11 protein-coding genes and 1 pseudogene are annotated in these 13,171 nt (G+C 74.0%); 4 read left to right on the top strand and 8 right to left on the bottom strand.

Going from position 1 to position 13,171, the window contains the following annotated elements; translation table 11 throughout:
• The first annotated feature begins 77 nt into the window (after positions 1-77).
• Positions 78-983, top strand: coding sequence for a TauD/TfdA dioxygenase family protein (locus tag ABD990_RS23820; protein ID WP_345382958.1), 906 nt, complete (start codon positions 78-80; stop codon positions 981-983).
• A gap of 91 nt (positions 984-1,074) precedes the next feature.
• Positions 1,075-2,013, top strand: coding sequence for an NADP-dependent oxidoreductase (locus ABD990_RS23815; protein WP_345382957.1), 939 nt, complete (start codon positions 1,075-1,077; stop codon positions 2,011-2,013).
• Positions 2,014-2,047: 34 nt separating this feature from the next.
• Here ABD990_RS23815 and ABD990_RS23810 read toward each other — a convergent pair whose 3' ends face one another.
• The 3 genes from ABD990_RS23810 to ABD990_RS23800 form a co-directional block, all read right to left on the bottom strand.
• Positions 2,048-2,911, bottom strand: coding sequence for a nitrilase-related carbon-nitrogen hydrolase (locus ABD990_RS23810; RefSeq protein ID WP_345382956.1), 864 nt, complete (start codon positions 2,909-2,911; stop codon positions 2,048-2,050).
• A 174-nt stretch (positions 2,912-3,085) separates the two neighbouring features.
• Complete coding sequence (locus ABD990_RS23805; protein WP_345382955.1) at positions 3,086-4,816, bottom strand: flavin-containing monooxygenase; 1,731 nt, start codon at positions 4,814-4,816, stop codon at positions 3,086-3,088.
• Between the two features lie 146 nt (positions 4,817-4,962).
• The gene (locus ABD990_RS23800) at positions 4,963-5,454 is read right to left on the bottom strand and encodes a nuclear transport factor 2 family protein (protein WP_345382954.1); all 492 of its coding nucleotides are present in this window, start codon (positions 5,452-5,454) and stop codon (positions 4,963-4,965) included.
• Between the two features lie 111 nt (positions 5,455-5,565).
• On the opposite strand from ABD990_RS23800, the gene ABD990_RS23795 reads away from it, so the two are divergent.
• On the top strand, positions 5,566-6,783 hold the full coding sequence (locus ABD990_RS23795; protein ID WP_345382953.1) for a CoA transferase: 1,218 nt from the start codon (positions 5,566-5,568) through the stop codon (positions 6,781-6,783).
• A gap of 101 nt (positions 6,784-6,884) precedes the next feature.
• On the top strand, positions 6,885-7,931 hold the full coding sequence (locus ABD990_RS23790; RefSeq protein WP_345382952.1) for an alcohol dehydrogenase catalytic domain-containing protein: 1,047 nt from the start codon (positions 6,885-6,887) through the stop codon (positions 7,929-7,931).
• Between the two features lie 70 nt (positions 7,932-8,001).
• On the opposite strand, the gene ABD990_RS23785 is transcribed toward ABD990_RS23790, so the two are convergent.
• The 5 genes and pseudogenes from ABD990_RS23785 to ABD990_RS23770 all read right to left on the bottom strand — a co-directional run bounded on the left by ABD990_RS23785 (position 8,002) and on the right by ABD990_RS23770 (position 13,169).
• Positions 8,002-9,399, bottom strand: a complete 1,398-nt coding sequence (locus tag ABD990_RS23785) for an amidase (RefSeq protein ID WP_345382951.1) — start codon at positions 9,397-9,399, stop codon at positions 8,002-8,004.
• A gap of 171 nt (positions 9,400-9,570) precedes the next feature.
• Positions 9,571-9,876, bottom strand: coding sequence for a hypothetical protein (locus tag ABD990_RS23780; RefSeq protein WP_425569652.1), 306 nt, complete (start codon positions 9,874-9,876; stop codon positions 9,571-9,573).
• Between the two features lie 73 nt (positions 9,877-9,949).
• Positions 9,950-10,009, bottom strand: a pseudogene (locus tag ABD990_RS34525) (serine dehydratase beta chain); the annotation flags it as partial.
• A gap of 15 nt (positions 10,010-10,024) precedes the next feature.
• Positions 10,025-10,576, bottom strand: coding sequence for a sarcosine oxidase subunit gamma (locus ABD990_RS23775; RefSeq protein WP_345382950.1), 552 nt, complete (start codon positions 10,574-10,576; stop codon positions 10,025-10,027).
• Positions 10,569-13,169: a glycine cleavage T C-terminal barrel domain-containing protein gene (locus ABD990_RS23770; RefSeq protein WP_345382949.1), complete on the bottom strand. Its 2,601-nt coding sequence runs from the start codon at positions 13,167-13,169 to the stop codon at positions 10,569-10,571. Before ABD990_RS23770 ends, ABD990_RS23775 begins: the two co-directional genes overlap by 8 nt.
• Positions 13,170-13,171 lie beyond the last annotated feature (2 nt).

Here is a 13,171-nt window from a genome sequence, read left to right as displayed (position 1 = left end):
GACGACGTCGTCACCCTCCCCGATCTCCCTTGCTCGCGGCGTGTGCGCGCCGCACCGACGTCACCCGGAGCCACTCCATGTCCCCTGCGTCCCTGTCCGCCGTGCCCTCCGCCGGTTCCACACCGCTCGACCTCGAGCCGCTCGGCCCGCGCTTCGGCGCGATCGTGCACGGCGTCGATCTCGCCACCGCCTCGGACGAGGAGATCGCCGCGATCCGCGCCGAGCTCACCGCCCGCAAGGTGCTGTTCTTCCGCGGGCAGCACGGCCTCGACCCGACCGGCCAGGTCCGGCTCGGGAACCGGATCGGCGAGCTCACGGCGTCCCACCCGGTCGTCCCGGGCATCGACGAGGACCACACCGAGATCTACGCGCTCGACTCGGCCGACGACGGGTACGCCGACGTCTGGCACACGGACGTCACCTTCGTGAAGCGCCCGCCGCTGGGCTCGATCCTGCGCGCGGTCACCCTGCCGCCCGCCGGCGGCGACACGAACTGGGCGGACCTCGAGCTGGCGTTCGAGTCGCTCGCGCCGCCCGTGCAGCGGCTCGCCGAGCAGCTCGACGCGGTGCACGACGGCACCAAGGACTTCGGCTACTACCTCGCCCAGCGCCGCCAGGGCCGGGGCAGCGAGTGGGAGGGCGAGACGGTCACCAGCCTGAACCCCGTCGTCCACCCGGTCGTGCGGGTGCACCCGGAGACCGGGCGGAAGTCGCTGTTCGTCAACCCGGGCTTCACGGTGCGCATCGACGGCGTGTCGGAGGCGGAGAGCCGGTCCCTGCTCGACCTGTTCTTCGCACACCTCACCAAGCCCGAGCACCTCGTCCGGCACCGCTGGGCGGAGGGCGACGTGGCCATGTGGGACAACCGCTCCACCGCCCACTACGCCAACCGGGACTACGGCGCCGCCCGCCGCGTCATGCACCGGGTCACGCTTCGCGGCGACGCCCCGGTCGGCGTGGAGGTGCTGCGGAACGCGGTCTGACCACGCGAGTGGCGATCGCCGCCAGGGCGACCATCGCCACTCACGAGGGGCCCGACGTGTGGCGCCGCGCCGCGGATGGGAACCTCGGGGCATGCGCGCGATCGGGGTGAACCACTACGGCGGGCCGGAGGCCCTCGAGGTCGTCGAGCTGCCGGAGCCGCACGCCGGGCCCGGCGAGATCCGGATCCGGGTCCACGCCGCGGCCGTGAACCCGACGGACACCTACGTCCGGGACGGGTCGCGCGCAGAGCGGCAGCGAAAGGACCCACCGCCGTACGTGCCGGGGATGGACGCCGCCGGCGTGGTCGACGAGATCGGCGAGGGCGCCGGGGGCGGGCTCGCCCTGGGCGACCCGGTGATGGCGGTCGTGGTGCCGGACGGCGCGCACGGCGCCTACGCGGAGTACGTCGTGGTGCCGGTCGGCTCGGTCGTGCGGGCGCCCGCCGGCGCCGACCACGCTTACGCGGCCACGCTGCCGATGAACGGCCTGACCGCGCGGCGGACCCTGGACCTGCTCGATCCCGAGCCCGGGGCGACCCTCGCCGTGACCGGCGCCGCCGGCGCCTACGGCGGGTACGTGGTGCAGCTGGCGAAGGCGGCCGGGCTGCGGGTCGTCGCCGACGCCTCCGACGCGGATGTGGAGCTGGTCCGCAAGCTCGGCGCGGACGTCGTGGTCCCGCGCGGCGACGCGGTCGCCGAGCGGATCCGCGAGGCGGTCCCCGAGGGCGTCGACGTGCTGGCCGACGGCTCCGTCCAGGGCGAGCTGCTGCTGCCGGCCGTCCGGGACGGCGGCCGGATCGCCACCGTCCGCGGGTACAGCGGGCCGGAGGAGCGTGGCATCACCTGGCACCCCGTGTGGGTGCGGGACATCGCACAGGACCGGGAGCGGCTCGACGCCCTCCGCGTGCTCGCCGAGTCCGGCGCGGTCACCCTGCGGGTCGCCGAGACCTACCCGGGCGAGCGCGCCCCCGAGGCCCACACCCGGCTGGAGCAGGGCGGGACCCGGGGGCGGCTGGTGCTGCTGTTCTGACCCCAGAAGGCCGTTCCGGCCCCAGGAGACCGTGCTAGCCCCAGGAGGCGAACAGGTCCGCGCGCCGCGCGCGGTCGAGCACGGTGGGCGCGGCACCGGAACGGCGGTTCTCCTGCAGCAGGGCGAGATCGAGCCGGGCGGTGATCACGTCGGGCACGTTCTCCTTCGCCTCGGCGAGTATCCCGTCGGGCGGGAAGCCGGCGTCGCACGGACCGAGCACGGACGAGCGAGCCCAGGTCTGCACGAGCGGCTCGAGCCCGGTCGAGAAGGTCGAGGCGTGGACCGCGTACACCTGGTTCTCGATGCAGCGGGCCGCCGCGCAGTGCCGCACCCGGTGGAACCCGGCCTCGGTGAAAGTTGCGCTGGGAACCAGCAGGACCTCGGCCCCGCGACGGGCCAGCGCCGTGGTGACCTCGGGGATCTCGGCCTCGTAGCAGGTCGCGAACCCGACCGTCACGCCGTCGACCTCGGCCGTCGTCAGCCGCTCGCCCTCGATCGAGCGCCACTGCCGCTCCGCCGGGAACAGCAGGGTCTTCTCGTGCCGCACCACCCGGCCGTCGGGATGGAAGAGGTGGGCGACGTTGAGGAACCCGCCGGGTGCGGCCACCAGGTGGCTGCCCGCCAGGACGACCTGGTCGCGGGCCCGGGCTGCCGCGCCGAACACCTCGAGGTAGAGGTCGGTGTGCTCCGCGACCTCCGCGAAGTACGCCGCGAGGTCGCGCCCCCGCCAGCCCGCGGCGAGGGTGCCGAAGCCGGTCGTCATGAGCTCGGGGAACACCACCAGGCGCGCGCCCGCGGCCGCGTCGAGCGCCGCGTCGACCTGGGCGGCGAAATCTTCCGGGCCGCTGAGCGCGCGCGCCTCGAACTGCACGGCCGCCACGTCGAGCGTGTCCGTCACCGGGCCCCCCTCACTGCTTCAGCAGCGGCATGACGTCCCGGCCGCGGTCGATGTCCGCCACGTGATCCTGCCCTGGTTCCCCTGACGCGGGCCGACGGCCTGGAGCACAGCGCCCCCGGGACCCGGTTCGGCCCGAGGGCGCTGTGTCGCGTCAGCGCGTGACCGGCACGCCCGTCACGACGCCTTCGTCGCGGCCTCCTCCACGATCTCGGTGTACTTGCGGCGGGCGGCCCCCGTGAACTGCCCGGTCGTGATCGTCCCGCCCGAGCCGAGGCCGAAGCCGTCGTAGCCCCGGGCCGCGATCTCGTCGCAGATCAGCCGGTAGGTGCCGACCCCGCCCACGTACGGGTAGAGGTTGCGCGGCTTGCCCGGGATGTTCGCGCCCACCCACCAGGAGTTGGCCCGCGGCAGCAGGGTCAGCTGGGTGACCTCGTTGTGGTGACCCACCCAGTCGTCCTCGGCGTCGGGGAGGGCCTCGATCGTGTCGTACCCCTGCTCGCGCAGGAAGCGCAGGCAGTCGGTGATCCAGTCCACGTGCTGCTCGATCGAGACCGGCATGTTGCTCAGCACGGACGGGCTCTGCGGACCGGTGATCATGAACAGGTTCGGGAACCCGTGGGTGGCGATGCCGAGGTAGGAGTGCGGCCCCTCCGCCCACTTCTCCTCCAGGGCGACGCCGTCCCGGCCGCGGATCCCGAGCCGGAACAGGGTCCCGGTCATGGCGTCGAACCCGGTGGCGTAGACGATGACGTCCGCCTCGTACTCCGCGTCGGCGGTCCGCACCCCGGTCGGCGTGATCTCCTGGATCGGTGCCTCCCGCACGTCGACCAGCGTCACGTTCTCCCGGTTGAACGTCTCGTAGTACCCGTTCTCCAGGGGCGGGCGCTTGGTGAAGAAGGGATGGTCCCGCGGCGAGAGCAGCTCGGCGACCTTCGGGTCGCGCACCCGCTCGCGGATGCGGGCCCGCAGGAACTCCGCGGCCGTCTCGTTCGCCTTCTCGTCGAGGAGCAGGTCGTTGAAGGTGGTGCCCAGCCGGAACCCGCCGCGTTCCCAGGCCTCGGCGAAGATCCGCTGCCGTTCCTCGTCCGACACCGACAGCGCGGTGCGGTCGGCCACCTCGTAGGGGAAGCCGAAGGCCGTCTCCCGCGTCGTCTTCCAGATCTCCCGGTAGTTGTCCTTGATCTTCCGCCCGTCCTCGGCGTCCATCGGCCGGTTGCCGCCGGCGATGTCGTAGTTCGCCGTGCGCTGCAGCACGTAGACGTGGGCGGCGTCCTGGGCGATCTCCGGCACGGCCTGCACCGCCGTCGCCCCGGTGCCGATGACGATGACCCGCTTCCCGGTGAAGTCGACGCCCTCGTGCGGCCAGACGCCGGTGTGGTACGACTCGCCGCGGAAGCTGTCCCGGCCCGGGAAGTCGGGCAGGTTCGTCGTCGACAGGCAGCCCACCGCGGTGATCAGGTAGGTCGCGGTGACCTGCCCGCCGTCGTCGGTGCGGACGGTCCACCGGCCGGTGGCCGCGTCGTAGTCCGCGCCGACGACCTTGGTGCGGAACCGGATGTCCTTCCGCAGGTCGTACCGGTCGGCGACGTGTTGCAGGTACCGGAGGATCTCGGGCTGGGCGGCGAAGCGCTCGCTCCAGGTCCACTCCTCCAGCAGGTCCTCCGACAGCCGGTCGGAGAAGCTGTAGAAGTAGCTCTCCGAGTCGCAGCGGGCACCCGGGTACCGGTTCCAGTACCAGGTGCCGCCCACGTCGTCGGCGGCCTCGAACACCCGTGCGGTCATACCGAGCGTGTCGCGAAGGCGGTGCAGCATGTACAGCCCCGAGAAGCCGGCGCCGACGACCACCGCGTCGAGCTCGGCCTGCTCCGGGGGCGTGCCCGGCTGCTCCGTGTGCGCACTGGACATTGTTCTCCTCGTCCGGTCGGTCTCCGTTGACCCGACATGGCGCCGTCGCCGATCATGACGTCGGCGTCACATACCGGACTAACGATCGTAAGGTGGCGCGCAAGGGGTGGCGACCGCCGATCAGCGGTCATCCGTGCGGCGCGCGGTCACCTCCGGTCCAGCGCCCCCTCCGCCGGGGGGAACCCGACCTTGCCCTGGTCCCAGCCCCCGGCCAGTGGGGTCCAGTAGAAGAACGTGACGACCCGCTCCGCGAAACGCCAGGTGCCGTCGGCTCCGCGGGCCATCCGGTCCCGGTAGCGGCCGGCGGCGATCTGGGCCTCGCCGTCGACCACGCACGGCTGCCAGAGCCAGGTCTCGCCGGTCGCGGTGTCGCCGTCGATCTCGACGGTCTCGTTGGCGCTGTAGTGCCACCACGCGGTCAGCGGGCCCTCCTGCAGCCCGCCGAAGAAGGTCTCCAGCTCCGCGGTGCCGCGCGCGGTGGCGAGGCCGGTGAACACGCCGTCGGGGGTGAAGAGCGCGGCGAGCTCGGTCCAGCGGCCGTCGTCGAGGTACTGGCAGTAGCGGGCGCGCAGCTGGGCGATCTCGTGCGCGTCCTCCAGGCGCTGCAGACGGGCCTCGAGGGCGCTGGTGTCGGGCACGGCGGACCTCCACGGTGAGGGTACGAACGATCGTTCGTACCCTAGGCGGGTCTGCGCCCGGGGTCCACGGGCGGCAGGATCAGGAGCGACCACGAGCCGGGGAGGAACCAGATGAGCCGTCCGTTGGAGGGCCTGCAGGTCGTCGAGTGCGCGAGCTTCGTGGCGGGCCCGACGGGCGGGATGACGCTGGCCCAGCTGGGCGCGAGCGTGATCCGGATCGACCCGGTCGGCGGCAACACCGACTTCCGGCGCTGGCCGGTGGTCGGCAGCGGGACCGGCCCGGCCGACGCCGAGTCGTACTACTGGGCCTCGCTGAACAAGGGCAAGCGGTCCGTCACCGTGGACATGCGCTCCGACGAGGGCCGCGAGCTGGTCACGGCGCTGATCACCGCACCGGGCACGGACCGCGGAGTGCTGGTGGACAACGTCGTCGGGCGCCGCTGGATGGCCAACGACGTGCTGGTCGCGCGCCGCCCGGACCTGATCCACCTGCGGGTGCAGGGCTACCCGGACGGGCGCCCGGCGGTGGACTACACGGTCAACGCCGAGGTGGGGATCCCGCAGATCACCGGCTCGGAGGAGGGCGGCGCGCCGGTGAACCACGTGCTGCCGGCGTGGGACCTGGTCACCGGGCTGAGCGTGTCGACCGGGGTGCTCGCGGCGCTGTACGACCGCTCGCGCACCGGCCGGGGCACCTACGTCGAGCTGGCGCTGGCCGATGTCGCGCTGGCCGGCGTGGCCAACCTGGGCTGGTTGTCGGAGGCCGCGGAGCGAGGCCGGGAGCGGCCGCGGCACGGCAACCACGTCTACGGCTCGTTCGGCGTCGACTTCGCCTGCTCGGACGGAGCGCGGGTGATGGTGGTCGCGCTGACCGAGGGGCAGTGGGCCGCGCTGCGGAAGGTGACCGGCACGGAGCAGGTGTTCGCGGCGCTGGAGCAGGCGCTCGACGCCGACCTGACCAAGGAGTCGGAGCGCTACCGGCTGCGCGAGACCATCGCCGCGGTGCTGCGGCCCTGGTTCGAGGCCCGCGACCTCAAGACCGTGTCCGACGAGCTCGACGCGGCCCGTGTGCTCTGGGGCCGCTACCGCGGGATGACCGAGGTGGTGGGCGCGCACCGCGAGGGGCGCCACCCGGTGCTGGCCGACCTGACCCTGCCGGACGGCACGGCGTCGATCACGGCGCGGTCGCCGTTGCGCTGGGGCGGGGAGCACGGGCCGGCCGGGGAGGCGCCGGTGCTGGGCCGCGACACGGACGAGGTGCTGGCCGAGGTCCTGGGCCTGAGCGCCGCGGAGATCGGCGGGCTGCACGATCGAGGCGTGGTCGGCTGAGCGACCGACGAAACGGGGTGCCGGTCGCAGACTGAGACACCGAGGTGTGACGGTCGCCACTAGCGTCCTCCCGCGGCGGTATCGACCGAGGGAGGGCACGGATGAAGGCGCTCGTCTACCACGGACCGGGGTCGAAGTCCTGGGAGGAGGTCCCCGACGCGGCCGTCCAGGAACCGACGGACGTCGTGGTCAGAGTGGACACCACCACCATCTGCGGCACGGACCTGCACATCCTCAAGGGCGACGTGCCCGCGGTGACGGACGGCCGCATCCTCGGCCACGAGGCCGTCGGCACCGTCACCGAGGTGGGGTCGGCCGTGACCGGGTTCCGCGAGGGCGACCGGGTCCTGGTCCCCGCGATCACCCGCTGCGGCCGGTGTGCGTACTGCCAGCGCGGCATGCCGTCGCACTGTCAGACCGTCGGCGGCATCGGCTGGATCTTCGGGCACCTGGTCGACGGCACCCAGGCCGAGTCGGTGCGCGTGCCCTACGCGGACACGTCGCTCTACGCCGTCCCGAACGACGTGACGGACGAGCAGGCGATCTTCCTCGCCGACTCGCTGCCGACCGGGTACGAGGTGGGCGTGCTGGCCGGGCAGGTCCGGCCCGGGGACACGGTCGCGGTGGTGGGTGCCGGTGCGGTGGGGCTCGCCGCCATCCTGACCACGGGTCTCTGGGGCGCCTCGCGGGTCATCGCGGTGGACACCAACAAGTTCCGGCTGGGCAAGGCCGTCGAGTTCGGCGCGACCGACACCGTCGAGGCGGGGCCGGACGTCGTCGAGGCCGTGACGGCGATGACCGACGGCCTGGGCGTCGACGTCTCGATCGAGGCGGTCGGCTACCCGGAGACGCTGCGCACGGCGGCGGCGCTGGTGCGGCCCGGCGGGCACATCGCCAACATCGGCGTGCACGGCGTGCCCGTGGAGCTGCCCCTCGAGCAGCTGTGGATCCAGAACGTCACGCTGACCATGGGCCTGGTCGACACCGTCTCCATCCCGACGCTGCTGACGATGGTCGCGAGCGGCAAGATCCCGGCCGAGAAGATGGGCACCCACACCTTCGGCCTCGACGAGATCGACCGCGCCTACGAGGTGTTCGCCGACGCGGCCGCCAACGAGGCACTCAAGGTGGTCATCAAGCGCGCCTGATCCCGATGAGCGAACGGCACTCTCGCTCACATCTAGTGAACGAGAGTGCCGTTCGCCCGTCTTCCGGTGGTCAGGCGCGGGCGGGCCAGGGGCGTTGGGGCGGGCGGAGCTCCTCGTAGGCCAGCGCGAGGCCCAGCACGGCCGCGTCGTCGAACCGGTGGCCGACGATCTGCAGCCCGATCGGCAGGCCGCCGGCGGTGTAGCCGCAGTTCACCGAGACGGCGGGCTGACCGGACATGTTGAACGGCAGGCTGGTCGCGATGTGCTCGAAGGGGCGGGCCGGGTCGTCGAAGGCCGACGCGTACTCGACCGGGAAGGGCGGGATCGGCGCGGTCGGGAGCAGCAGGAAGTCCAGGCCGGCGAGGGCGCCGTGGGCGGCGACGGCCATCGCGTCCATCTGGCTGTAGCCGTGGAACACCTCGGCCCCGGTCAGGTCCGCGCCCGTCGCGGCCCACTCGAGGATCGCCGGCAGGACCTTCGCCCGGCGCTCCTCGGGCAGCGCCCGGAGGTCGGTCCAGGCGCGGGCCCGCCAGAAGCGGTCCATGCCGTCGAGCATCTCGCGGGTCAGGAAGGGCGCCACCGGTTCGACGACGGCGCCCGCGGCCTCCAGCGTGCGCGCGGCCTCCTCGACGGCCTCGCGCACGGCCCGTTCGGTCGCGAGCCCCACGCCGACGTCCGGGAGCAGCCCGATCCGCCGCCCGCGCACCGGGCCCGGCGCGTCGGGCCAGGCGATGTCCGCGCCGGGCAGCGCGGTGTGGTCGCGCTCGTCCGGGACCGCGATCACGGACATGAGCAGCGCGACGTCGGCGACCGCGCGGCACATCGGCCCGATCACGCGCCCCGCGTACGGCGGCACCACCGGCACCCGGCCGAAGGTCGGCTTGAGCCCCGCGATGCCGTTCCAGCCGGCGGGCTGGCGCACCGAGCCGCCGATGTCCGTGCCCAGGTGCAGCGGCCCGTAGCCCGCCGCGGCGGCCGCGGCCGCGCCGGAGCTGGACCCGCCGGGCGTGCGCGTGGGGTCCCAGGGGTTGCGGGTCACCGGGTGGAAGCTGGACTGCGAGGAGCCGAGCATCCCCAGGTCCGGCATGGTCGTCTTGCCGAGGACCACTGCCCCGGCCTCGCGGACCCGGGCCGCCGCCGGGGCGTCCCGCCCGGCCGGGACCAGCTCGGTCGCGGCCGTCCCGACGGGGGTGGGCACGCCGCGGGTCGCGATGTTCTCCTTCAGCGTGATCGGCACCCCGTCGAGCGGCCGCGCCTCCCCGGCCCGCCACCGCAGGGCCGACTCCGCGGCGGCGGCCCGGGCCCCGTCGGCGTCCAGGGCGTAGGTCGCGTGCAGCCGGGGCTCGTCCGCCTCGATCCGGGCCAGGACGTCGTCGACGACCTCGACGGGGGAGACGGTGCCGGCGCGGTAGCCCGCGCGCAGCTCGCGGGCGGTCAGGTCGGCGAGCCGGGTGGCGGTACGGGTCAACGAGCCCTCCTGGCGTCGGGGTGCACGGCCGCGTCGGCGGCGCTGCCAGCACGCTCCGTCGCGGACGTGTCCCCGCGCAACCGTCGGGCGCGGCGATCACCCGTCTGCCCGCTCAGCACTCGACGACGGTGAGGGCCAGGCCGCCCCGGCTCGTCTCCTTGTACTCGGTCTTCATGTCCGCGCCGGTCGTACTCGGCGCTGAGCAGCGCCGAGCCGGTCGCACCGTGCGCGGTGAAGCGCATCCCGTCGGGGTGGAAGGGCAACGACCGCCGCCGGTGCAGCACGACGTCCTCGGCCCGAAGCCGATCTCGTGCCGGTCGAGCAGGCGCAGCCGCCCGGTGGCCCACACGTCGTCGACCGTCGGGCTGCGCGGGTCGACCGTCTCGGGCGCCTCGCCGGCCAGCCGCGGACCACCGCGCCGACGCTGCCGTGGCCCCTGCCGGTCGCGCCGAGCGAGCCGAACAGCTCCGCCTTCACGTGCGCGACGCGGGGGAGCAGCCCCTCGCGCTCGCCGACCGGCGAACCGCAGGGCCGCCCGCATCGGCCCGACCGTGTGCGAGCTGGACGGGCCGATACCGATGCCGAACAGGTCGAACGCGGAGACCGTCACGGCAGACTCCTCAGGTCATCGCCACTCGGTCGCGGCGTCGAGCAGCCACTCGGCGAGGTAGGCGGCGAAGGAGGATCGCGCCAGGATCCGGTAGTCGGACGGCCCGAGGCCGAGCAGCACGATCCCGGCCTGGCCCAGCAGCGTCACCGCCGCCGAGCCGACGCCGAACGAGCGCGGGTGCAGATCGATCGCGCACCCGGTCTCCAGGACGTCGCGGGCGTGGGCGCCGCGCAGCCGGATCGTGGTGCGCTGCGCGGAGACGTCGACCACGGTCGCGCCGGTGGCGCGGGCCGCCGCCTCCAGCTCTACCGGCGCGAGGAAGGGGCTGGTCAGCAGCCACTCGTCCGGGCCGAGCCAGATCGCCGTGACGCGCTCGCCGCCGCTCCACGCGTTCGGGCCCGGCAGCGGGGCACCGACCAGGCCCTCCAGCGCGGCCGGGTCCGCGGTGCGGACGTCGACCATCGCGTGGAAGGGCTCGGCCAGCAGCGTCACCGAGTCGGGCAGCTCGGCGAACCGGCCGGCCCAGCCGTCCAGCGCCCCGGCCGGGCGCAGGGTCGTCTCACTCACCGGGCTCACCATCCCGTCGGGACCCCTCGGGGTCGAACAGCACGGAACCGGTCACCTCGACGGGCACCAGGGCCCCGCCGACCGGCACGGTCAGGCGCTCGCCGATCCGCGCGTGCCCGCCCTTCACGAGGGCGAGCGCGAAGGTGCGGCCGAGCGCGGCACTGCGGTAGCTCGACGTGACGTGGCCGAGCATCGGGACCGGGGGCGGCGGCAGCTCGTCGGTCAGCTCGACGATCTGCGAGCCCTCCGGCAGCTTCAGGTCGCGATCGACCGGCAGCAGGCCGACGAGCTGCTTGCGCAGCGGGTCGCGGTTGGACGGGCGGGCGAAGGACCGCTTGCCCACGAAGTCCGGCTTCTTCTTCGACACCACCCAGTCCATGCCGAGGTCCTGGGGCGTGACGGTGCCGTCCGTGTCCTGCCCGATGATCGGGTAGCCCTTCTCCGCGCGCAGGACGTGCATGGTCTCGGTGCCGTAGGGCGTGATCCCGTACGGGGCACCGAGATCCAGCAGGCGCCGCCAGACGGCGGCCGCGTGCCAGCCGTCGACGCTCACCTCCCAGGCCAGCTCGCCGGAGAAGCTGATCCGCGCCAGCCGCACCGCGACCCCGTCGACCTCGGTGTCGAGCCAGGTCATGAACGGGAACGCCGCGTTCGAGACGTCGACGTGCGGGGCGAGGGCGCCGACCACGTCCCGCGACCGCGGCCCGACGACCGGGAAGGTCGCCCACTGCTCGGTCACCGAGGTCAGCGTGACGCGCAGCTCCGGCCACTCCGTCTGCAGCCACTCCTCGAGGTGGTCCAGGATCGGCGCGGCGCCGCCCGTGGTGGTGTAGACGAGGAAGCGGTCGTCGGCGATGCGCAGGACGGTGCCGTCGTCGATCACCATGCCGTCGAGGCCGCACATCACGCCGTAGCGGACCCGGCCGGGCTTCAGCGTGGACATCAGGTTGGTGTAGATCCGGTCCAGGAAGACGCCGGCGTCCGGCCCCTGGACGTCGATCTTGCCGAGGGTGGAGCCGTCGAGGATCCCGACGCCGGTGCGGGTCGCGGCGCACTCGCGCAGCACGGCGGCGTCCATGTCCTCGCCCGGCCGCGGGTAGTAGCGGGCGCGCTTCCACTGCCCGACGTCCTCGAACACCGCGCCGGCCTCGACGTGCCAGGAGTGCAGCGCGGTGGTCCGCTCCGGGTCGAACAGCGTCCCGCGCTCGCGCCCGGCCAGGGCGGCGAACGCGACGGGCGTGTAGGGCGGGCGGAAGGTGGTCGTGCCGAGGTCCTCGACCGGACGGCCGAGCAGCTCGGCGGCGATGCCGGAGGCGATCACGCCGGACGTCTTGCCCTGGTCGTGCGCGGTGCCGATGGTCGTGTAGCGCTTGACGTGCTCCACGCTCCGCATGCCCGCCCCGACGGCCCGCGCGATGTCGGCGACGGTCGCGTCGCGCTGCAGGTCCACGAACTGCTTCGCCGGGTCGCCCTCGGTGCGCCAGAGGACCTGGGTGGTACGGGGCTGCTCGCCGGTGCTGTCCCCGCGGCCCTCGGCGAGACAGCCCGCGAGGTCGAAGGTCCCGTTCGCCGCGCCGACGACCGTGACCCCGTCGAGGGGCTCGCCCGGCCGGAAGGCCCCCAGCTCCGGGTCGTACCGGAGCGCTCCGCGGACGTGCGAGAACAGGTGCGCGGTCGGGTTCCAGCCGCCGGAGAGCAGCAGGGCGTCGCAGGGGAGCACGGTGCCGTCGTCGAGCGTGACGGCGGTGATCGCGCCGTCCGCCGAGCCGTCCGCGCTCGTCCCCACCACCCGTGCGCGGTGAGTGGACCTTCCACTCACGGGCTCGGGGCGCGGATCGACGACGGTGACGCGTGCGCCGGCGGCCTCGAGGTCGGCGGCGGCCGCATGGGCGGCGTCGTCGGTGGTGAAGACGACGATCTCGCGGCCGACCAGCACGCCGTACCGGTGCAGCAGGTCGCGGGCAGAGGCCGCGAGCATGATCCCGGGGCGGTCGTTGTCCTCGACGACGATGGGTCGCTCGTGCGCGCCGGTCGCGACGACGACCTGGCCGGCGCGGATTCGCCAGACCCGCTGCCGGGACACGTTCCGCGAGGCGTCCGCCCCGAGGTGGTCGGTGCGCCGCTCGAGGGCCAGGACGAAGCCGTCGTCGTACTGCCCGAAGGCGGTGGTGCGCGGGAGGATCCGCACGTCCGGGTTCGCCCGCAGCTCCGCCACGGTGTCGGCGACGAACTCGTACGCGCTCCGCCCGCAGATCCGCTCGGTGCCGAGCAGCGCCCCGCCGGCCGCGGGCCGGTCGTCGACGAGCACGACGCGATCGCCCCGGCGCGCGGCGGTCCGCGCGGCGAGCAGGCCCGCCGGCCCCGCGCCGATCACGAGCGTCTCGCAGTGCGCGTGCCGGCGGTCGTAGCGCGCGGTGTCGGGGACGTCCGCGAGCCGGCCGCGGCCGCCGAGCCCCCGTGCGACCAGGCCGTCGGTCAGCTCGATCGTGCTGGCGAGGAGCATCGGCTCGGGGAAGGGTTCCTCGATCTGGACCAGCCCGGTGGGGTCCTCGGTCCAGGCGGCGGTGATCCCGCGCGGGCGGCCGAGTGTGATGC

It is taken from the genome of Pseudonocardia yuanmonensis (genome assembly GCF_039542425.1).
Lineage (GTDB): Bacteria > Actinomycetota > Actinomycetes > Mycobacteriales > Pseudonocardiaceae > Pseudonocardia > Pseudonocardia yuanmonensis.
This window is presented reverse-complemented; position numbering and strand designations above follow the sequence as displayed.